We start from the raw sequence: 21208 nt of genomic DNA on the forward strand, positions 1-21208 counted from the left end.
GCGTTGCGGGATCGGCCAAAAAGTTCAGGCGGCGCCCAAAAAGGCGCCGCCTGAACACATGTAAATAGGGGACGGTATGCTGGGCTGGACCCGAGCCGACGCCAGAATCAAGCGTCCCGGGGCGCCTTATGCGGCGCGCGACAGATGCGCTGGGCGCGCTTCTATCAGCTCGGAATGCAAAGCCTTGATCGCAGGCTTCAGCGCGTCGCGGTCAACGACGAACTGCACGTCCACATTCCGTGGCCCTTGGCTTGCCCCGACCGCGTAAACGCCCGCACCAGACAGGGCCAGCAACCCGCGCGACAGAACGGAAAGCCCCGACAGATCGCGCCCGATCACGGCCACCATCGACAGGGTGCGGGTGGTGATCTCGGCCGTAGGATAGGCCCGCGCGAGGTCCTTTTCGACCCGGCGCATCGTTTTCAGCGAGGTATCAAGGTAATGCGTGATCGTGTTGGCGTTCGAGACCTTGGAAACGATCCTGACTTTGTGGCGTTTCAGCACGTCAAGGATCGTGGCGTCATAGCCTTTGACCCCGACCATGTCCTGCTCGAACACCTCAAGCATCACGACATTGAGGCCGGTGACGATCTCGGCGGCGGGGGTCTTGGCGGGCTGGTCGTCAATCAACGTGCCCGGATCGCCGGGATCGAACGCATTGGTGACCCGCAGCGGCACATCCGCCTGTCGCAAGGTCTTGGCGGCCTTTGGGTGGATTGCCTCCATCCCCATATTCGAAAGCTGGTCAGCGACGTCATAATTCGTCCGGCCGAGCTTCCGCACTGCGGTCTCGCCGACCAGTTTCGGGTCACAAGACGACAGGTGGAATTCCTTGTGAATGATCGCCTCGCGCGCGCCGGTCAGTGCGGCCAGCCGCGAAAACGTCACCTCGGAATACCCGCGATCATATTCGCCCATCAGGCCTTCGGCGCATTGGGCATAGCCGGTGATGATCGGCATCTCGGTGGTCGGATCGACACCGTCCAGGGCCTGGGTGATCCTTTCGTCCAGCGTCACGTTGCCTTCGTCCCGCCATCCCGAAAGGTCGACAAAACGGGCATTCACGCCAACGCGGCTGAGCATAAGGGTGGTGACAAACGCGGAATGCGCCTCGCCCAGTCCCGAAAGCAGCTCGCGGGTCTGGCCCATATGTTCGGTCAGGCGGAAATGCCCATAGGTGCACAGGCGCTGCAAGTCGACCAGACAGTTGCGGGCCCCATGCAGGCGCTCCTCGACAAAGGCATCGGCCTGCTGGACGTCTGCCGCATTGTCCAGAATTTCATTGTGGGCCGCCTTCATCGCCGTGGCGACGCGGTCCAGCTGATCGTGCCAACCATGATTGGCGTCATCATTGGCAAAGAGGGCGTAAACACCCGGCTCGCCGGATTTCTTGTGCTCCAGCAGCAGGTTGGTAATTCCGCCAAAGGCGGACACCACGAAAATGCGCCCGTAGAGATCGGCACCTTTGGCGTCACCGACAAAAAGCGTATCGCGCAACTCTTTTAGGCGGGACATTGATGTCCCGCCGATCTTTTCAACAGTATGGCTCATCTCAGGCGTCCTCGGTCACTAGGCCATAGGACCCATCCTCGCGGTGGACCTCGGTGCCCGTCACGGGGGGATTGAAGGCGCAGGCCATGACCAACTCTTCCTCGGCGCGCAAGGTGTGGCGGTCATGCTTGTTCAGCGCATACATCACGCCCGGCGTGATCGCGTGGGTTTCCCCGGTCGCCAGATCGGTGATCGATCCCTTGCCCTTCATGCAATACACGCTCTCGAAGTGGTTCTTGTATTCGAACGTGTGCTCAGACCCTTCCTCAAGGAAGGTGATGTGGAACGAAAATCCCATCCCGTCATCGGCCAGAAGCATACGCACCGAGGTCCATTGCGCGTCCGATACGACGCGGTCACGGTCGTTTTCGACGATCTTGTTAAAGTCTCTGACGATCATGTCTATTACTCCGCTGCAATTTTAGATGGTTGTTCGATGATTTCGCGCGCTGCTTCCAACAGGATGTCAAACCCCTTGCGGAAGGTTTCGACCGGCGTGGTCAGCGGGGCAAGCACCTTGACCACCTGGTCTTCGTTGCCTGAGGTTTCGATCACCAACCCTTTTTCATACGCACGCGCACAGATGGCAGAGGCCAGCTGACCCGAGCCAACATCGACGCCCCGCATCAAACCGCGCCCCTTGAGCGTGCCAACGGGCACGAGCGCGGCCAGATCGGTCAGCGCGTCGTGGATCAGCGCCGCCTTGTCGGCCAGTTCGTTCTGGAACGCGCCATCGGCCCAGAATTTTTCGATCGCGACCCGCGCGGTCACAAAGGCATGGGTATTGCCGCGGAACGTGCCGTTATGTTCGGCCGGACCAAACACGTCATGTTGCGGGCGCACCAGCAGCATCGCCATCGGCAAGCCAAAGCCAGACAGCGATTTTGCCATCGTCACGATATCGGGGGTCACGCCCATCTCTTCGAACGAGAAGAACGTACCGCAGCGGCCGCAACCGGCCTGAATATCGTCGATGATCAGCAGCGCGCCGTGCTTTTTCGCAATGGCAGCAATGCGCTTTACCCAGGTTGGGCTGGCGACGTTCAGACCGCCTTCGCCCTGAACCGTTTCCAGAATGATCGCCGCCGGGGCATCGACGCCGCCGGATTTGTCGGCCAGCATCTGTTCAAGCTGCGCGGCGGTGTCGGTATCCTGACCGAAATACCCGTCATAGGGCATCCGCGTCACACCTGTCAGCGCCATACCGGCCCCGCCACGGTGATACCCGTTGCCGGTCGCGGCCAAGGCCCCAACCGTGACGCCATGAAACCCGTTGGTGAAAGCGATGATGTTGGTCCGCCCGGTGACCTTGCGGGCGATCTTCATCGCCGCTTCCACCGCATTGGCCCCGGTGGGGCCGGTGAACATCACCCGGTGATCCATGCCGCGCGGGGCAAGGATGTGATCCTCGAACGCCGTCAGAAAGGCGCCTTTGGTATCGGTGTGCAGGTCCAGCCCGTGGGCAATCCCATCGCCCGCGATATGTTCGATCAGCGCCGCTTTCATATCAGGGTCGTTGTGGCCATAGTTCAGCGACGAGCAGCCGGCGAGGAAATCAATCCAGCTCCGTCCTTCGGTGTCTTTGAGCTCTGATCCGCTGGCGGATGCGAACATCGCGGGCATGCCGCGGCAATAGGAGCGTGCCGCGCTTTCGCGGCGGTCAAAAATCGTACGGGTTTCGGTCATATCCTTAGGCATGAAACGTCCTTTCAGGAATAAAATAGGAGGAAGGGGATCAGGCTGCGCGCGCCAGCTCTTTGGGGGCGCGCAGTGTGATCGTCACCATATGTTCGGTGTCGTGATGGCCTTCGAAATGCGTGTCGCGTTCGAAGTGCGGCTGGTCTTCCAGGTCGCCACCAATCACACGCGCAAAGCTGCTAAACAGCGCCCACGAGGCATCGTTGCCCTTGGTGATCGTGGTTTTCAGGTGCACGGCGTCATCGCAGGCTTCGCGTTCGACCAGTTCAAGCAGCATCTTGCGGCCAAGGCCCAAGCCACGCGCCTTCGGGCTTACAGCCACTTGCCAGACGAACAGTTGTTGCTTGTCCGGGATCATGTGACCCGAAATCCAGCCCACGACCTCTCCATCCATCTCCGCAACCACGCAGGTATCGCGGAAATGATCAGCCTGGATCAGATTGCAGTACATGGAATTTTCATCAAGCGGCTTGCAGCTTTTTACAAGCGCCCAGATTCCAGCCCCGTCCGTCGCATCAGGTTTGCGCAGGCGGGGCATACGCGTTCGAGGGGTGTCGGTGTCTTTCGGCATGGGTTCGGGCCTCTCATTTCGTTTGATTAGCTAAGTAATGAATTTCGACCGCAATTTCAACGCCCAAAGAAAAATAGTTGAAAACAGCGTTTTTTGCATGGTTTTACGAGGGGTTCTTCGGATTTGTTATTCGCATGCCGAATTACTTCGGGGGCGCGGCGCCCGTGGAAAATTGCCCAGATGTTTCACCGATTGAAGCATATGCCGTTTTCATGCGATACTGCGTCATGACAACGAACCCGCCTGACCGCACCGACGAGAGTCTGATTGCTTTGCGGCGCATCCTGCGCGCGACAGAACTGTTTGCGCGTGACCTTGCGCACGCCGTGGGGTTGACGCCTGCGCAGCTCCGCGTTCTGCAGATCGTCGCCGAAAAAAGCAGTGTCACGCCAAAAATGCTGGCCAACCAGATGGGGGTGAGCCAAGCCACGGTGACGGCTCTGGTCGACAAGCTGGTGACGCGCGAACTGGTTCAGCGCGTCCCATCCGAGCAGGACCGGCGTCAGATCAACGTGGTGGTGACGGCGCAGGGCCTCAACCGGCTTGTGGATGCGCCTGACGCGCTGCAACAACGGTATGTGCGCGCCTTCACCGGGTTGGCCGACTGGGAGCAGGCCCAACTTGTATCGTCGCTGGAGCGTGTCGCGGACATGCTTGACGCGCAAGACATCGACGCATCACCTGTCCTGACGACCGGCGATATCCGCACGGGCAAGAAAACGGATGGCGGCACGTCATAAAATTATGCGCATGTGTTTGCCAAAGGCCGGTACTTGCGGCCCAATACCGGGCAGGCATTCACGCGGGGCGCCGCAAAAGCCGGCTTTCCACCCATTCTGCTGAAGCGGCGCGCGTTGCAAACGCGGCAGGGCAGGGACCAACCCGCAAGATCACTTCTTGCCGCGCACGGGCTTCTTGTCGAGCACAGCCTTTTCTTCTTTGGTCAGCTTGTTGTTCCAAGCATTGTTGCTCAGGCCAAGCTCTTTTGGCAGGGGTTTGGTTTTGCCAACGCTGACCTTGCCTCCCTTGTTCAGGAATTCCTGAATAAGCGCATCATCGGTGGTTTCTTTGGGGACATGTTTCATGAAAACATACCTACCCCAGAGGGGGCGCACTTGTCACGCGCCATCCCCTCTTCAGGCTCATTGGGCGGATGCAGCTTCAGGGGGAATGGGATGCCTTTGGCGGGTTTCCTGACGGCGCTTTGGGACAGACAAATCCCGACGCCTTCGCTGACGGGTGTCGCAACGTATGATTTGATTTCTTTTGATCGGTGCGATCAAATTCGATGCAGGGGATTGGAGGGGCAAGGATGACGCGGCTTAAACTTATGTTTTCTCACGTCGGCGTGTTGGCTATGGGGTTCGCTGCACTTGTCGGCATCGCCATCCTGATTGCGCAAGCTCCGTGGTGGGCCTGGCTTTTGATCCCGCTGGGGTTCGCCGCCCAGATGCTGAATGAATACAACCTTCACAGGTTTGTTTTTCACCTGCCCCCGCCCAAGCGCCAATGGGCGTTCAATCTGCTTTATCGGGCGCATTATGGCCATCACGATTTCCCGACCAACCATGGTTTGTTTTTTGTTCCTGTTTGGGTCGCTTGGCCGGTGCTTGCCTTCAACTTTTGCATGGTTTGGGCTGTGGCGGCGCTGCTGGGCTTGCCTGCCGCCTTTCATATCGCCGTTGCCATTGTGCTGGTGGGCGGGGTCTTGATGTTCATGGGGTATGAATGGTTTCACATGACGTCACATTTGAACATCCCCAAGACAAAGGTCGAGCGCTATGTCACGACACTGCACAATCAGCACCACTTTCGGGATTTTTCGAAATGGTTTCATGTCTCGCCGGGTGGTGAAGTGATTGATCGCACGATGGGAACTTCGATTGACCGCGAGGCGCTAAAGACGCAACAGCGGGTCGAGTTCATCCGCACATTGGGTCTGCGTCCAGACGATCCGCGCCTTGTCGCAGCCCGCACGCAATTTGCCGCCAAATACGGGCTGTCGCAAGATGAAGTCGCGCGCGCAGCGGTTTCTTGAAATAGGGCCGCCCCTGACACGATCAATGTGGGGCAAACAACCGGCTCGTAGAGCAATACGGAAGCCTTGCGATGCAAATCCTTGGCTCTAAAATTTTTTTAGGTGTTAAAATTTCGTTAGCCGTGCAATCAATAGGAAGCGCCGACGGCGTGCGATAGACGAAAATATTTTTGTTTTTCAAATGCTTATTTTCACCAAGCTTCCCGAGGGCACTCAATCGGAGCGCTCGTTATTTTCTAAGTAATTTATATCGGAGCAGAACACATGCCCATCAGAAACGGAACACCCAACGCTGAAACCGTTACTGGAACGGCCATCGAGGACACGATCAACGGTGGTGGTGGCGCGGATACGCTGATCGGGCTGGCGGGCGACGATACCTATATCGTGGGCGAAGCAGGTGTCACGATTGTCGAGCAGAACCTCGAAGGGAATGATCTGGTGATCTATTCGGGGCCGGACGGCTACGAACTTCCCGATTTCGTCGAGCGGCTTGAATACAGAGGCACATCCAACGCGGCGCTTGTGGGCAACCAGCTCGACAATACGATCGACGGCGGTTTGACCCAGAAAGGAACCGGAAGCATCTATATTCTCTCCGGTCCCAGCGGCACCACATTCGAGAGCAATGATTACTTTTTCAATGCGGACTTCATCTTTGCCGGGGCAGGCGATGACACCATTGAAGGCGCGTATGTCGGTGGATCCGGGCAGCTCCAAGGCCAAGCAGGCGACGACCATATCACCGGATCTGCGGGCAACGCGTTCATCGCAGGCGGAACCGGGTCGGATACAGTCATTGGCGGCACCGGATCCGAGCTTATTACGGGCGCAGACCGGAGCGGCAGTTCACCCATAAACGAAGACGACACCCTTTTCGGGGGCGATGGCGATGATACCATCTTCGGCGGGCAGCACCAGCAATACACCACCTACAGCCTGCTAGAGTTTGACGGCAATAACTCTCTGGACGGCGGCGCGGGCAATGACTCGCTGTTTGCCGGGGGTGGCAACGATACGCTGGTCGGGGGCGAAGGGAATGACACCCTGATCTCGGCGAGCGGGAACAACACGCTGCGTGGTGATGCCGGAAACGACACCCTGATCACGGGCGAGGGCAACGGGTTGCTCGAAGGCGGCGCGGGCAATGATTCTTTGGTGTCGGGGGCAGGCAACGACACGCTGAATGGCGGCATCGGGACCGACACGATGAGCAGCGATTCCGGCGACGACGTCTTCTATGTCGATACCACATTGGATGTTATCGACAACCGAGGCACCGGGATCGACGAAGTCCGCTCGTCCCTGGAAACCGCGAGCCTGACCAGCACCCAATTCTATTCGGGCGGCACCGATGACAAGATCGAAAACCTGACGTTAATCGAAGGCGGCGCCAGGGGGTTCGGAAACGAGTTGGACAATGTCATCACTGGCAACGCGGCCAATAACGCACTGGCGGGCCGTGAGGGCAACGACACGGTTATCGGCGGCGGCGGCAATGATGGCCTGTATGGCAATGATGGCAACGACACGCTGATCGCTGACAGCGGCAATGACTCTCTGGATGGCGGCGCAGGCGACGATTTGATGGTCGGCGGCTTGGGCGCGGACCAATATGTCATCGACAGCTTGGCGGATCAGATTACCGAGACCGGTACCGATATCGATGAAATCCGCACCGCGCTTGCGTCCTTCTCGCTTGACCGGGTGGAATGGGAAGGCGCGGATGGCGGCATCGAGAACCTGCGCCTTTTGACCGGCGCGACCGAAGGCCACGGCAACGCGCTGGATAACACGATAACCGCAAGCGCGTCCTCAAGCCTGCTGACGGGGGCCGAAGGCAACGACACCCTAGGCGGCCAACTTGGCGCGGACACGCTGCGCGGCGATGATGGCATGGACGTGCTCTATGGCAGCGCGGGAAACGACAGGCTTGAAGGCGGAACAGGCGACGACACGCTTTACGGCAATAACGACAACGACACATTGGATGGCGGTGACGGTGCGGATTCGCTGAATGGCGGCGATGGCAGCGATAGCCTGATCGGTGGCGCGGGCGATGACACGCTCTATTCGCTGTACGGTTCCAACACGCTGGAAGGTGGTTCGGGCGCGGACCTCCTGCAATCACAGGGGTCTGGCGATCAGCTGATGGCAGGCGGCACAGGCGAGGACAGCCTGTATGCCGGTATTGGGAACGACACGCTTGATGGTGGCGCGGACAACGACCTGATACTTGCGCGAGATGGCGAAAACTCGGTCACTGGCGGTACGGGCAACGATACCATTACCTCCGGTGACGATAACGATACGGTAGACGGCGGCGCTGGTAACGACAATATCAAGGTGCAGTCCGGCGACAACTATGTATCGGGTGGCGCAGGCAATGACGTGCTGGTCAGCACGGACGGCGACGACACGCTGCTGGGAGAGGACGGCAACGACACGCTTGTCTCTGGCGAGGGCGCCAATGAGCTATTCGGCGGCGACGGCGATGATAGTCTGACCGGCGGCAGCCGCGACGATACGCTGGATGGCGGCACGGGTGTCGATACGATGGACGGCGGTCTGGGCAGCGATGTCTTCTATGTCGACGATGAAAACGACGTGATCAAATCGCTTGGCACAAGCGGCATTGACGAAATCCGCACCAATCTGGCCCGGTTCAGCCTGAATGATGCGCGCTACAATCAAGCGTCGCGGCCGATTGAGTTGCTGACCCTGCTTGCTGGCGCGGTGGACGGTGAAGGCAACCAGTTTGACAATATTATCATCGGCAATGACGCGGATAACACGCTTAGCGGGCTCGGCGGCGATGATAGCCTGCAGGGCGGCAGCGGCGACGACACGCTTGACGGTGGCACCGGTGCAGACACGCTGAATGGCGGCGGCGGCGGCGATGTCTTTGTTGTCGACAACGCGGGCGACGTGGTCCTGAACTCGGGGTCCGGCATCGACGAAGTGCGCAGCAGCTTGGACAGCTTCAGCCTTAATCAGGGGCAGCTTGGCAATGTCAGCGCACTGAGCGGCGGTGTGGAAAATCTAACGCTTTTAGCGGGCGGGCGGTCCGGTGAGGGCAACGGGCTGAACAATCTTATGGTTGGCAACGCAGAGGACAACAGCCTGACTGGTTCGGGGGGCGCCGATATTCTGCGCGGGCTTGATGGCGCTGATTTCCTGGGCGGCGGCTCCGGTGACGATTTCCTGAGCGGCGGCGAAGGCAATGACCGTTTGGATGGCGGCAGCGGGGACGATACGATGGAAGGCGGCGAGGGTGACGACACCTACACCGTCGATGACGCCGGTGACCGCATCACCGACACTGGCGGCGCGCTGGATGTGGTCTATAGCTCGGTCAGCTATACGCTTGCCGCAGGGCTTGAGAATCTGTTTCTGGAAGGCACAGCCCCCCTCAGTGGGACCGGGAACACGTTGAACAACCGGATCCAGGGGACGTTGGCGGGAAATACCTTGGATGGGGGTGCCGGAAACGACACCCTGATTGGTTCCAGCGGGAATGATACCCTGATCGGCGGCGACGGCGATGACCAGCTAAGTGGTAACAACGACGATGACGTGCTGCGTGGTGGGGCCGGAAATGACACGCTGTCCGGCGGGACGGGGAATGACACCCTATCCATCGACGCGGGCACCGGGGAATATCGCGGCAACGCGGGGGACGATGAATTCGTCCTCTACAGCGACTTCAGCGGTGGGGCTGAGATATACGGCGCTGATGGTATCGACTATTTGCGCACGAACAGCTTTGGCGCTGTGCAAAACCTGATTGTCGAACTGTCCACGCCGGACGGAGATACCGAGACCGCCGGCACAATCAGCTTTGACGGGATGACGGCTGCCAGCGCCATTACCGGAATCGAAAACGCATATATCTTCCAAGCGGGCGGTATTTTGCGTGGCTCCAACAGCGACAATTACCTGCTCGGCTCTGCGACGGGGCAGCGGCTTGATGGGCGCGGCGGCAACGATACGTTAGAGGGCCGCGCGGGCGATGATACCTTGTTTGGCGGCGACGGAGCAGACCTGCTCGACGGCGGCGACGGGACCGATGTCTTGAGTGGTGGTGCGGGCAACGACACGATGATCGGTGGCGCGGGCTACAGCAGCATGGTTGGTGGCGCGGGCGATGACCACCTGTTGGGCACAGGCCACCTCGATGGCGGCGCAGGCACCGACACCATGGAATCTGCCGATGGAGATGACGTCTTTGTTGTGGATCTTGCCAGCGACAGCATCATCAATAATGGCACCGGCACCGACACGGTCTTGGCGGGCTTCAATTTCGATCTGCGGACCCCCAACGATGGAACCGATGCCATCGAAAACTTGGTCCTTACCGATGGCGCAACCCTTGGTCATGGCAATGAGCTGGCCAATTCCCTCTCCGGCACCGATGCGGAAAACACATTGTACGGCCATGACGGCAACGACAGGCTTTATGGGCGTGCGGGGGACGATGCTCTTCTCGGGAATGCCGGCGACGATTCCATATTCGGCGAGGCCGGAAACGATACGATCTATGACGATTTGGGCGATGATTTTGCCGATGGCGGATCTGGAAACGACCGTTTTTATGTTGCCCAAGGTGCAAACTCGCTAAGCGGCAATACCGGGGACGATACGTTTATTCTGAGCGCGGCATCCGGTGCATCGACGCTCAGCGGCGGCGCCGGGACAGATACGATCCAACTGCGGTTCACGACGGGCGCCCCCGACGTTGTATTCTCACTGGTAACAGGTAACTTCAGTACGAGAACCGTTCAGGGCGAGTCTGTCCTTGCCATTCAGAGCGTGTTCTCCCTCTCCTCTATCGAGAACGTCGAGGTCGGAAATACCACCACGCAGGGCGATTATGTCCTGAGGGGATCAGCCGAGGCGAATGCTCTGACCGGTGGAACAGGCAATGACTACCTGTTTGGCGAGGGGGGCAATGACCGGCTGTATGGCTTGGTCGGAAATGACACGCTGGCAGGCGGCGCCGGTATCGATACGCTGACCGGTGGGGAGGGCAACGACACCTACGTCCTGTCCCAAACGGGCGATTTGGTGGTCGAGGCCACGGATGCCGGCACCGACCTGATTATCAGCGCTTTCGATAACACCTTGAATATGGTGCTATATCAGAACATCGAGAACCTGACCCTAACCGGCGCTGCCCAAAGTGCTGAGGGTAATAGCAACGACAACGTGATCCGCGGCGGCAATTTGGCCGACGTGTTGGCAGGGCTTTCTGGCGACGACACGCTCTATGGCGGCGACGGCAACAGTAGCGACACCCTGGATGGCGGCATCGGGGCCGATCGGATGGATGGCGGGGCGGGCAACGATGTCTACTATGTCGAGAACGCGGGGGATGAGGTTGTTGAACTTGATCGGCCCAAGGTCGTAGGGTCCAGCGATACAGACACCGTAATCACAAGCATCAACTACACGCTTGTGGACAATGTCGAGAACCTGACGCTGTCAAGCACGACCAATAATATCATCATAGCAACCGGCAACGCCGCCAACAATGTCATAACCGGGCGTGATAACGCGACTGCAAACGATGTTCTGATCGGCGGCGATGGAAACGACACCATCAATGGATTGGGTGGCCGCGATACGCTGGAGGGTGGCGCCGGGTTCGACAGCCTGGATGGCGGCGACGGAAACGACGTCCTGAGCGGTGGCACCGGCCCCGACATTCTGATCGGCGGGGCGGGCGACGACATTTTTAAAGATGTCTTCGACTTGGGCAACGTGATCCGTGGCGGCGACGGGCAAGACGTTTTTGATGCGGGACTGCAACCCAGATTTGGGGGTGATGGTCTCGTCGACCTCGACGCTGGCGAATACACCATCAACGGACAGCGCGTCGCATCGCTTGAAAGCATCGAATCCTTTTCGGGGACGTCGGCCTCTGAAATTATCCGAGGAAGCGCTGCCGCCAACGCCCTGTATGGGCGGCTGGGCGATGATATTCTTGTGGGCCGGGCGGGCAACGACACCCTTGACGGGAGCAATGGCCATGACGATCTGCTCGGCGGTGATGGCGACGACTCGCTGTTGGGCGGCGATGGTAATGACACGCTGACCGGTGGCGCGGGCAATGACACCCTGACCGGCGGCGCGGGCGAAGACACGGCTTTCTTTTTCGTCTCCTCAGCGGATGTCGTGGTGCAAACGGCGACCAATGGCCTGCTGTTGGTTTCCAACGACGGCAATGATGTCCTGACTGACAACATCGAATTTATCCGCTTTTCGGACACCACCTTAGCCTATGACGCCCTGGTCGCGATGGCCACGCAAGTTGGAACCGCGGGCAGCGATGTGCTGACGGGCGGCTCGGGCAATGACAGTATTGAAGGTCTGGACGGCAATGACACCCTGCGCGGTGGCGATGGCAACGACACCCTGCGCGGCGGCGATGGCAACGATACGCTGAACGGTGGGGCGGGCGATGACTTTATCTTCGGCGGCGCGAGCGAGGCCGATTTGCGCGATGTGGTCTATGGCGGCGAAGGCAACGACAATATCGACGGCGGCTATGGCAATGACGAGCTGCGTGGCGACAACGGTGACGATACGGTTTCGGGCGGCTTCGGCACCGATACGGTCATTGGCGCGGACGGCAATGATGTGCTGACGGGCGGGGCGTGGTCTGACGTGCTCTACGGCAACGCCGGCAACGATTTCCTCAACGGCGGCTTCGGCTATGACCGGATGAACGGCGGAACGGGGGCCGACCGGTTCTTCCATCTCGGGGTCGCGGATCACGGCTCGGACTGGATACAGGACTATACGGCAGCGGATGGTGATGTTTTGGTCTTCGGCCGCGCGGCCACGATTGATCAGTTCCAGGTGAATCTGATCGAGACCGCCAATGCCGGTGCGGCCGGTGTCGAGGAGGCCTTTGTCATCTATCGCCCCACGGGTCAGATCTTGTGGGCGCTGGTTGATGGCGGCGGGCAGGACGAGATCAATCTGGTTATTGGCGGCGTCGAACATGACCTTCTGGCCTGAACCGGCCCGGTTCGCCGCGTGAAAGAAAGACAAAGGCGATCCCAAACGGTGTCGAAGTCTGCCAATCGGCCCCCAACGTTGACCGCCTTCAGGCGTCCAACAATGCCCCTTTGCGCGCCATAGCTGGCCCGATGCGGAGTCGCCAAAGGCCACGTCGGACGGAAACAGCAAGACGCGATTCCATGCAATCAAATACAATAAATCAAAGGTTTAAGAGTTTTTCTATAAGAGGCATTGTCTAGCGTGCGTCACGCGGGATCTAAGCCTATTCAACTAAATCAGCGCCTAGTGGCGGAGACGATGCCCGCCATAGAGGAGATGCAATCGTGCGCAATCTGCAACTCAAGTCACTGATAAGTAGTCATAAAATAATAAACCTCTCTCCCTTCTCTATGCAATCTTGCACAATGATATGCAGACAATTACACTGTTTATGTGGGGTATATTGTTGGGTAGGTAGATGCCGAAAGTCTCAAGCGAGTTGTCCGCCATAGATGTGAAACGTCTTGCCCATCCCGGCGGCAAGCGAAACGTGCTTTTCTCTGTCGGTGGCGTTCCGGGCCTGCATTTACAACTGACTCCGAAAGATGGCCGCTCTTGGGTGCTACGCGCAAAAATTGGCGAATTGCGCCGTGATATTGGTTTGGGCGGCTTCCCTGCCGTGACGCTGGCGCAAGCGCGTGAAAAGGCGCGTGAAGCCCGCGCTAAGATAGCAACCGGCATTGACCCGGTAGAGGAACGCAAAGACGCTAAAGCCGCGCTTGCCGCCGCCCAGCGCCGTGGCCTGACCTTTGCAGATGCCGCTGACAAATATCTTGCCGCCAAGCTGGACGCCTTCAAAAACGCCAAACACCGCCAGCAATGGGAAAACACCCTTGCGACCTATGCCAAGCCCGAACTTGGCGACATGCTGGTGCAGGATATTGCCGTGCAAGACGTGCTGCGAGTCCTGCAACCCATTTGGACCGATAAGACCGAAACCGCGTCACGCCTTCGGGGCCGGATAGAGGCGGTGCTCTCTTGGGCAACGGTCGCGGGGCACCGGACGGGCGACAACCCGGCGCGCTGGGCTGGCAACCTCAAAGAGCTTTTGCCCGCCCCTTCCAAGGTGGCAAAAGAGGGCAATCAACCCGCCCTGATGATTGACGATGCCCCGCGCTGGTTCAAGGCGTTGCGGGGCCGTGAAGGCTTTGGCGCGCGGGCGCTGGAATTTTTGGCCCTGACCGCAACCCGCTCACAAGAGATACGCGGCGCGGTTTGGGATGAAATAGACTTGGACAAGGCGCTGTGGATCATTTCAGGCCCCCGCATGAAAATGGACCGCGAACACCGCGTTCCGCTGTCGGGCGAGGCGGTGGCGCTGTTGCAAGCCTTGCCCCGGATGAAAGACAACCCGCTTGTGTTCCCGGCGGCGCGCGGCGGGCAACTCTCTGATATGACGCTATCGGCAGCAATGAAGCGGATGCACGAGGCCGAAGTAGCGGCGGGCGGTGCGGGCTATGTGGATCGCACGTCAAAGCGCCCCGCCGTACCGCATGGCCTGCGCAGCACGTTCCGCGATTGGGTGGCAGAGCGCACCAACTATCCCGGCGATATGGCAGAGGTCGCACTGGCCCACCGGATCAGCAACGCGGTTGAGGCGTCCTATCGGCGCGGCGACATGATCGAAAAGCGCCGCAAAATGATGGGCGATTGGGCGGGATATTTGGCAAATATTCGCAAAAATGGTGAAGTGGTAAAATTAGCGTGAAGCGATATGAACCATGTGAATGCGAAATGGGGCGTTTTAAAAAATGTTTCCGCTGCGCCGTTGATTTTGTCATCAACCGTTTTGGAGTAGACCCAAATTGCGATTGTCGCACAATGCCCGGCCCGCTTTGCATCCGCTGTGAATGTGGAGGCCTTGAACAGGATTGCCCTCCACTGCCTGCGTTTCAAGCCGCCGAACCGCCATATTCGGAATTGGCGAGCCTATATGCAGGATACGCGGGTTCCTACACTGTACAAAAGGCAGAAGGGATTTTCATGTTTTGCAGCAATACAGAGAAAGCTGCGCTGAGGCTGTTGGCGTCTGCCCGCACTGACCCTTTGGCCTATGATGCAGCCGTTTACTTGTTAGCAGATTGCGTTCGATTTAATTTTGACGTTCCAAAGCCACTTCGTGAATGGGGGTTTTTTGCTTTGACTGGTCAAATCAAGCGACCAAAACAGGGGGGGAAGTATCCCCCCGCACTTATTTGGAGAGACCAAGCAATCGTTTCGATGATCAATGACGTTGTGCAATACTTTGGCTTAAAGGCAACATCTGCCGCCGTTGATGGCGGTGAAAGCGCCTGCAAGGCGGTTGCCGAAGGCCTGCGGCTTATGCGCTTGCAACCGGACAGCTACCCTACAATCAAACGAATTTGGCAAAGCCGAAAAAAACAAAAAATTGTGCCCATATTTATCAGACCGGAACAGTCATTATGAAATGGCTCAATTCCCGATTGGGAGTTGAGCCACGATTTAGTTTAGGATGCACGGTAATTTGCAAACCATAGCAACCCTATGGAGGTGCACATGCCTACAACCTATCTCACGGACCGCCAAATCGGGGCGCGGTACAACGTTCACCACCTTACCCCGCGCCGCTGGCTTAAAACCGATCCGACCTTTCCCAAACCGATCCGCCTGACCCCCGGCTGCACACGTTGGAAGCTGTCGGATATCGAGGCTTGGGAAGCCGCCAAAGCAAACGCCGCATAACGAAAGACCGCCACCCATTGAACGGGCGGCGGCGTTATTCGGCATAGCTTTCACAGGCGCAGAATACCCCCGTCCCGTTCTGGTTTCAAGAAAGGAAACCGGACAGATGAAACTCAAAGCCAAGATCGAAACGGGCGTAATGCCCATCACTTTGCACCTGAAAGGCCGTTTAGCTTGGACGATGCTGGAACTGGTCAAAGCGGGCGAAAGTGGCATCACATCGCTGCACAACCCCGCGCCGCGTATCTCGCACTATGTCATGACCTTGCGCCGCAAAGGCGTTGTCATTGATACTGAAATGCAGCCGCATGGCGGGGCGTTCCCCGGTGAACATGGCGTCTATCGCCTGAAAAGCGCCGTGACGATTGAACAGGTGGAGGGGCGCGCATGATGGCCCTGCGCATTGCCCGTCTTTGCCGTGAGTTGGGGGTTTCCCGGTCGGTGGCAAAATCCATTGCCGCCCTTGCCTATGGGGAGGGAAAGCAATGAAAGCCCTTCGGGTTTCCACGTTGCCCGATCCCATCCGCTCCGAAATGGCCCGCCTGAAAGGGGCGGGCCTGCACCTCTTGCCGTTGGGTGGTGGTGCGGATGGCAAAGCGCCATTGATACGCGCATGGGCAGGCCCCAGCCTGACCTTGGGGCGAATCCTGGCCCCCATGCATCGGACCGGCTCACAAGCCTATGGGGTGCGCCTAGACGGGCTGGCAGTGATCGACTGCGATAGCGATGACCCCGCGCTTGTTGCGCAAATGGAAGCGCGCTTTGGTAAAAGCCCTGTTCACGTCAAGACCCCACGCGGGCGGCACCTCTACTATCGGGCGGGCGGGACCGCGACGAACCTGCGCAGCGAAGGTCTGCCCGTGGATATAAAGACCGGCGTGCGCAGCTATGTGGTGGGGCCGCTCTCAATCCGCCGTGATGGCGGTTTCTATACGCCAGCCAAGGGAGTGCTGGGGAAGGATGCTTTGCCTTTCCTGCGTGGCGCAACACCCCCGAAGGTCGCGCCGATCCTGAGCGGGCATCGGCATGTTGAATTGGTGAAAGAGGCGATGCGCATGGTCGAGCTGGTGGATAGCGCCGAAGAACTGCAAGCCAACCTTGCGGGCATCCGTGACGATTGGTGCGCAGATCCGGCAACGATGCCTGACAGCGAGCTGCGCGACCTTGCCGGATGGGCATGGAAGTGCCGTTTGGAAAATCGCATTTACCGGGGCCGTGATAGCGCCTTTCCCATTCACCGGCTGGCCCTTGACGCTTTGCGGGGCCAAGCCAACGGAGCAGATGCAACCGCCCTGTTGGTGACTCTCATGGATCAGCACGGCCACACCCCCGGCAAACGCTTTCCCCTGAACTTTGCAGCCATGCGCGCGGCGGGCCTGATCAATCTGTCCACGCCCCGGCTACGGGCTGCACGGCGCACCCTAGAACGCGCTGGGCTATTGCGCCTGACAAGCAACCATCGGGCAGGCTCAAAATGCCAGACCTATGCCCTGACCCGACCACATCCCGGCGCATCCGAAGCCGAAAATATTGCCCCTCTGACAAGTGCCACGCCCCGCAAGGTGCAAGGTAAGGCAGGGGGGAGGGGCTAGTATTACTTATGACGCGCGATTTCCGACCAACAAACTGCGAGGCCACAAGATGACGAAAACACCCGAAGCACTCAAAACCGATTGCGCCGAAACCACGCAAACGCCCCCGCCTGCAAAACGCTCCCCCCATAGACCGGCGGAACAAGCCCGCATCAAATCTGTCGCAGCCAAAAACGCGGCGCGGGCGGATGGCCCTGCAATGAAATTGAAAATGTCCGGTGACGTTTTGGAAATGACCTTCACGCATGAAGACCCGGCCTTAGCCCATATCCTGCTGATGGCCGACCTTGGAACCTGCGATCCGCATTTCATGGAAGGGGTACAAAGTCAGGTTTCCGTCATCGGCGCGCATGGTCGAAAGATTGACGAAGTGAGTAGTAATTTCCTGCTGTCGGTGGTGCGCGGGGTGCAGCCGCGCGATGAACTAGAGGCAATGCTTGCGGTGCAGATGGGCGCTATTCATCAAGCGACGATGATGATGGCGCGGCGGCTCAATCATGTGGAGAACATTCCCCAACAAGACGCCGCCGAACGGGCGTTGAACAAGCTGGCCCGGACCTACGCCACCCAAATGGAAGCGCTAAAACGCTATCGCACGGGCGGGCAACAAAAGGTGACGGTGGAGCATGTGACGGTGAACAAAGGCGGGCAAGCGATTGTTGGGGCCTTGTCGCATGGGGGGGCGGGTAGCAATGAAAAGTGACGCCAACCCCATGCACAAGGCCCACAACGCCCCCAGATGCCGCGCCAAGGCCAAGACAACGGGCAAGCGCTGCAAGGCCCCGGCCAAACGCGGCTGGAAGGTTTGCCGGATGCACGGCGCGGGCGGTGGTGCGCCAACTGGCCCCGACAATGGTGCTTGGGTGCATGGTGACAGGTCGCAAGCGGTGGAGCAAAACAGGCGCACCCTGATGGCACTCTTGAAAGTGGCGCGGGGTGGCGCTGCATCATTGGCACGCTAAGCCGCCGAAGGCACTTTGACACTTGAGGCCCAATGCCTACCCCCTTTTTGGGCGGCTCTTGGTGCGAACGAAGGGGCAAGATACGGTCCCGGTGCATTGGTCTACAACTTTTGGATGCCCCCCGCGCGCGGGCGTGAACTTTCGCAATGCGTTTGGATGCTGACAGTTTATCCCCGCAGCCGATTATGTCGCCGCCGCCGCGCGCCTCAATGAATTGCGGGAAAACTGGCTCAACCCCGCCGATCTGGTCAACCGCGTGCCAGAGGTGGTTCCCGGCTACCCTGACCGCATCTTGCCCAAGGATGAAGCCGTGGCCGAGGCCTACGGTTGGGGTGATGATTACCGCGCGGGCCTACTGACCGAAGACGAAACCCTGTCACGCCTGTTCCACCTCAACCAATCCCGCGCGGCGGCGCAAGCCAAGTGACACCAAAGCACATTCCCCCGGCCTGATAGATGGGAGCCGTAAATTTGCTTTTGCACTAAACCGCGCGGCAAATGTTGGGGGGGGAGGTGCAAACCCTAGCGGCGTCAAATCAGGACCGGACGGGGTAGCAATTTTTCCGTGTGTGCACTTCGGAGGAAAAAAGCGGGACGCCATTACACGCAGTCAAATACAATAAACCCAAAGGTTTAAGCGTTTTTTCTATGTGGGGTATTATGTGGGGTAGATGGTGCAGTCTTTGATTTTATTCAATGATTTCAAAGCCTAGTGGCGGAGACGATGGGATTCGAACCCACGAGACCCTTCCGGGCCTACTCCCTTAGCAGGGGAGCGCCTTCGACCACTCGGCCACATCTCCGCCGACGGGTATAACCGCCCAAGCCAAGGAAATACAAGGCAAAATTGCCTCGCTTTGCGAGATGGTCCACGAAGGTCTCAAGTCATTGAAATAGCACAAAAAGGCGCCGCGAAGCGCGGGGTTTTGGCAACGTGCTGTCCCTTCAGGCAACGGTTTTTCACCGCCCGCAAACCTGAACGCCCGCGAACATCACCGGCCCAAACCGCTCAACCTCAACCATGTCCCGCGCCCAAAATACAAAGGCCCCGGCGAAAAGCTCTGCCGGGGCCTTCTTGGTCTTGAGCCTGGCCCGCGTCAGCAGGCAGGAGGATCAGCCGTTGGCAAGCCCGATCAACTTCAGTGCCGCGGCGATCTCGTCCAGAATGTCTGGATCGTCGATGGTCGCGGGCATTTTATATGGCTTGCTATCGGCAATCGACACCATCGTGCCGCGCAAGATCTTGCCGGATCGCGTCTTGGGCAACCGATCCACCACCACGGCCAGCTTGAAGGCCGCGACCGGTCCGATCTTGTCGCGCACCATCTTGACCACTTCGCTGACCACCTCGGCTTCGTTGCGATCTGCGCCCGTGTTCAGGCACAAAAAGCCCACCGGCAATTGCCCCTTCAGCGCGTCCGACACCCCGATCACGGCGCATTCCGCCACATCCGGGTGCCCGGCCAGAACCTCTTCCATGCCGCCGGTCGACAACCGATGCCCGGCGACGTTGATCACGTCATCGGTGCGCGCCATGATGTAAAGGTATCCGTCCTCGTCGATCATCCCGGCATCGCCGGTTTCATAATATCCGGGGAAATGCTCAAGATAGCTTTTCTTGAACCGGCCTTCGGCATTCCACAGCGTCTGCAACGTGCCCGGCGGCAAGGGCAGGGGGGTCACAACCGCGCCCAGCTCTCCGGCAGGCAATTCGTGCCCGTTGTCATCCAGGATCTTCATCGCATAGCCTGGCAGCGGAACCGAGGGCGAGCCCAGCTTGACCGGCAACAACTCGATCCCGACCGGGTTGCAGACGGCAGGATATCCCAGCTCGGTCTGCCACCAATGGTCGATCACCGGCACCTTCAAATGATCCTGCGCCCAGACGATGGTGTCAGGGTCGGCGCGCTCGCCGGCCAGATACACCGCCTTCAGACCCGACAGATCGTATTTTTTCACGAACTCGCCGGTCGGGTCCTCGCGTTTGACCGCGCGGAACGCTGTCGGCGCGGTGAAAAAGCTTTTGACCTTATGCTCTTCGATCACCCGCCAGAAGGTGCCCGCATCGGGCGTGCCCACCGGCTTGCCTTCGAACACGACCGTCGTGTTGCCGTGAACCAGCGGGCCATAACAGATATAGCTGTGACCAACGACCCAGCCCACATCCGACGCGGCCCAGAACACATCGCCGGGATCGACGTTATAGATGTTCTTCATCGTCCAGTTCAGCGCAACCAGATGCCCGCCGGTCGGGCGCACAACGCCCTTGGGCTGACCCGTGGTGCCCGAGGTATAGAGGATATAGGCCGGATGGCTGCCCTCGACCGGAACACACTCTGCAGGCTCGACACCGTACTGGAAGCCGTGCCAGTTGTAATCGCGGCCCTCTTCCAGATGCGCCACTTCCTGCTCGCGCTGATAGATCACGCAGAACTCCGGCTTGTGCGTCGCCAGATCAATCGCCCCGTCCAGCAACGGCTTATAATGCACCACGCGGCCCGGCTCGATCCCGCAGGAGGCGGCGATGATCGCCTTGGGCGTGCAATCGTCGATCCGCACCGCCAATTCATTGGCGGCGAACCCGCCAAACACCACCGAATGCACCGCGCCCAGACGGGCACAGGCCAGCATCGCCTCCAGCGCCTCGGGGATCATCGGCATATAGATGATGACCCGGTCGCCCTTGCCGATCCCCTTGGCCCGTAACGCGCCGGCCAAATTGGCCACGCGGTTGCGCAGCTCGACAAAGGTGATCTCGCGCTTGGAGTGGGTGACAGGGCTGTCGTGGATGATCGCCACCTGCTCGCCACGGCCATTCTCGACATGCCGGTCCACGGCGTTCCAGCAGGCATTGACCATGCTGTCGGCAAACCATTCATACATCGGCGCCTTGTCATCCGACAAAGCCTTGACCGGGGCCTTGACCCAATCAATCCCCTTCGCAGCCTCCAGCCAGAACCCCTCGGGGTCCGTCTTCCAGCTTTGATAAACGTCATTGTATGCCATTGTATGCCTCCTCCTCAGC

17 protein-coding genes and 1 tRNA gene are annotated in these 21208 nt (G+C 59.1%); 11 read left to right on the plus strand and 7 right to left on the minus strand.

All coding sequences use genetic code 11. The features are described 5' to 3' along the window. Nucleotides 1-126: 126 nt before the first annotated feature. From BSF79_RS11165 to ectA, 4 genes are read right to left on the minus strand one after another with little or no spacing between them, the layout of a single operon-like run. Nucleotides 127-1551 carry an aspartate kinase gene (locus tag BSF79_RS11165; protein ID WP_090269982.1) on the minus strand — a complete coding sequence of 475 codons (1425 nt, stop codon included), beginning with the start codon at nt 1549-1551 and terminating at the stop codon, nt 127-129. Nucleotide 1552: 1 nt separating this feature from the next. Continuing rightward, entirely contained in the window at nt 1553-1951 is a 399-nt protein-coding gene (locus tag BSF79_RS11170; RefSeq protein WP_090269983.1) for an ectoine synthase, read from the minus strand. Nucleotides 1952-1956: 5 nt separating this feature from the next. Further along, on the minus strand, nt 1957-3249 hold the full coding sequence (ectB, locus tag BSF79_RS11175; protein ID WP_090269984.1) for a diaminobutyrate--2-oxoglutarate transaminase: 1293 nt from the start codon (nt 3247-3249) through the stop codon (nt 1957-1959). Nucleotides 3250-3286: 37 nt separating this feature from the next. After that, entirely contained in the window at nt 3287-3820 is a 534-nt protein-coding gene (gene ectA, locus BSF79_RS11180) for a diaminobutyrate acetyltransferase (RefSeq protein WP_090269985.1), read from the minus strand. 227 nt (nt 3821-4047) lie between these two features. Between ectA and BSF79_RS11185 the strand changes: the two genes are divergently transcribed. Continuing rightward, nucleotides 4048-4560, plus strand: a complete 513-nt coding sequence (locus BSF79_RS11185; RefSeq protein ID WP_090270094.1) for a MarR family winged helix-turn-helix transcriptional regulator — start codon at nt 4048-4050, stop codon at nt 4558-4560. Between the two features lie 150 nt (nt 4561-4710). Here the strand turns inward: BSF79_RS11185 and BSF79_RS11190 are convergent, their stop codons facing one another. After that, complete coding sequence (locus BSF79_RS11190) at nt 4711-4905, minus strand: hypothetical protein (protein ID WP_090269986.1); 195 nt, start codon at nt 4903-4905, stop codon at nt 4711-4713. A gap of 227 nt (nt 4906-5132) precedes the next feature. On the opposite strand from BSF79_RS11190, the gene BSF79_RS11195 reads away from it, so the two are divergent. The 10 genes from BSF79_RS11195 to BSF79_RS11255 all read left to right on the plus strand — a co-directional run bounded on the left by BSF79_RS11195 (nt 5133) and on the right by BSF79_RS11255 (nt 18610). Continuing rightward, nucleotides 5133-5858 (plus strand): sterol desaturase family protein, encoded by a 726-nt coding sequence (locus BSF79_RS11195; protein WP_090269987.1) that lies wholly within the window; start codon nt 5133-5135, stop codon nt 5856-5858. Between the two features lie 264 nt (nt 5859-6122). Then, nucleotides 6123-12884, plus strand: a complete 6762-nt coding sequence (locus tag BSF79_RS19485; protein WP_139246429.1) for a calcium-binding protein — start codon at nt 6123-6125, stop codon at nt 12882-12884. Between the two features lie 460 nt (nt 12885-13344). Continuing rightward, the gene (locus BSF79_RS11220; protein ID WP_090269988.1) at nt 13345-14634 is read left to right on the plus strand and encodes a tyrosine-type recombinase/integrase; all 1290 of its coding nucleotides are present in this window, start codon (nt 13345-13347) and stop codon (nt 14632-14634) included. After that, nucleotides 14631-15353, plus strand: coding sequence for a hypothetical protein (locus BSF79_RS19490; protein ID WP_139246430.1), 723 nt, complete (start codon nt 14631-14633; stop codon nt 15351-15353). The genes BSF79_RS11220 and BSF79_RS19490 overlap by 4 nt, the downstream gene beginning before the upstream one ends. Before the next feature lie 90 nt (nt 15354-15443). Then, nucleotides 15444-15629: a helix-turn-helix transcriptional regulator gene (locus BSF79_RS11230; protein WP_217650059.1), complete on the plus strand. Its 186-nt coding sequence runs from the start codon at nt 15444-15446 to the stop codon at nt 15627-15629. Nucleotides 15630-15735: 106 nt separating this feature from the next. Further along, the gene (locus tag BSF79_RS11235) at nt 15736-16020 is read left to right on the plus strand and encodes a winged helix domain-containing protein (protein WP_217650060.1); all 285 of its coding nucleotides are present in this window, start codon (nt 15736-15738) and stop codon (nt 16018-16020) included. Between the two features lie 94 nt (nt 16021-16114). Beyond that, nucleotides 16115-17221 (plus strand): bifunctional DNA primase/polymerase, encoded by a 1107-nt coding sequence (locus BSF79_RS11240; protein WP_090269991.1) that lies wholly within the window; start codon nt 16115-16117, stop codon nt 17219-17221. A 199-nt stretch (nt 17222-17420) separates the two neighbouring features. Beyond that, a complete protein-coding gene (locus BSF79_RS11245) occupies nt 17421-17924 on the plus strand; it encodes a hypothetical protein (protein ID WP_139246431.1) in 504 nt (167 codons plus the stop codon). Continuing rightward, the gene (locus tag BSF79_RS11250) at nt 17914-18183 is read left to right on the plus strand and encodes a hypothetical protein (protein ID WP_090269993.1); all 270 of its coding nucleotides are present in this window, start codon (nt 17914-17916) and stop codon (nt 18181-18183) included. Before BSF79_RS11245 ends, BSF79_RS11250 begins: the two co-directional genes overlap by 11 nt. Nucleotides 18184-18397: 214 nt before the next feature. Then, nucleotides 18398-18610, plus strand: a complete 213-nt coding sequence (locus tag BSF79_RS11255) for a hypothetical protein (RefSeq protein WP_217650061.1) — start codon at nt 18398-18400, stop codon at nt 18608-18610. 286 nt (nt 18611-18896) lie between these two features. Here the strand turns inward: BSF79_RS11255 and BSF79_RS11260 are convergent. Both BSF79_RS11260 and prpE read right to left on the minus strand, forming a co-directional pair. Then, a tRNA-Ser gene (locus BSF79_RS11260) sits at nt 18897-18986 on the minus strand. 310 nt (nt 18987-19296) lie between these two features. Further along, a complete protein-coding gene (gene prpE / locus BSF79_RS11265) occupies nt 19297-21189 on the minus strand; it encodes a propionate-CoA ligase PrpE (RefSeq protein ID WP_090269994.1) in 1893 nt (630 codons plus the stop codon). Nucleotides 21190-21208 lie beyond the last annotated feature (19 nt).

The sequence above is a fragment of the Thalassovita taeanensis genome, assembly GCF_900110775.1.
GTDB lineage: Bacteria > Pseudomonadota > Alphaproteobacteria > Rhodobacterales > Rhodobacteraceae > Litorimicrobium > Litorimicrobium taeanense.

Coding starts and splice junctions, on each gene's coding strand:
- BSF79_RS11195 (WP_090269987.1), top strand. CDS start 5,133: ATGACGCGGCTTAAACTTATGTTTTCTCACGTCGGCGTGTTGGCTATG.
- BSF79_RS11250 (WP_090269993.1), top strand. CDS start 17,914: ATGAAAAGTGACGCCAACCCCATGCACAAGGCCCACAACGCCCCCAGA.
- BSF79_RS11240 (WP_090269991.1), top strand. CDS start 16,115: ATGAAAGCCCTTCGGGTTTCCACGTTGCCCGATCCCATCCGCTCCGAA.
- BSF79_RS11165 (WP_090269982.1), bottom strand. CDS start 1,551: ATGAGCCATACTGTTGAAAAGATCGGCGGGACATCAATGTCCCGCCTA.
- BSF79_RS19485 (WP_139246429.1), top strand. CDS start 6,123: ATGCCCATCAGAAACGGAACACCCAACGCTGAAACCGTTACTGGAACG.
- prpE (WP_090269994.1), bottom strand. CDS start 21,189: ATGGCATACAATGACGTTTATCAAAGCTGGAAGACGGACCCCGAGGGG.
- BSF79_RS11245 (WP_139246431.1), top strand. CDS start 17,421: ATGAAATTGAAAATGTCCGGTGACGTTTTGGAAATGACCTTCACGCAT.
- BSF79_RS11235 (WP_217650060.1), top strand. CDS start 15,736: ATGAAACTCAAAGCCAAGATCGAAACGGGCGTAATGCCCATCACTTTG.
- BSF79_RS11185 (WP_090270094.1), top strand. CDS start 4,048: ATGACAACGAACCCGCCTGACCGCACCGACGAGAGTCTGATTGCTTTG.
- ectA (WP_090269985.1), bottom strand. CDS start 3,820: ATGCCGAAAGACACCGACACCCCTCGAACGCGTATGCCCCGCCTGCGC.
- BSF79_RS11190 (WP_090269986.1), bottom strand. CDS start 4,905: ATGAAACATGTCCCCAAAGAAACCACCGATGATGCGCTTATTCAGGAA.
- BSF79_RS11170 (WP_090269983.1), bottom strand. CDS start 1,951: ATGATCGTCAGAGACTTTAACAAGATCGTCGAAAACGACCGTGACCGC.
- ectB (WP_090269984.1), bottom strand. CDS start 3,249: ATGCCTAAGGATATGACCGAAACCCGTACGATTTTTGACCGCCGCGAA.
- BSF79_RS11220 (WP_090269988.1), top strand. CDS start 13,345: ATGCCGAAAGTCTCAAGCGAGTTGTCCGCCATAGATGTGAAACGTCTT.
- BSF79_RS11230 (WP_217650059.1), top strand. CDS start 15,444: ATGCCTACAACCTATCTCACGGACCGCCAAATCGGGGCGCGGTACAAC.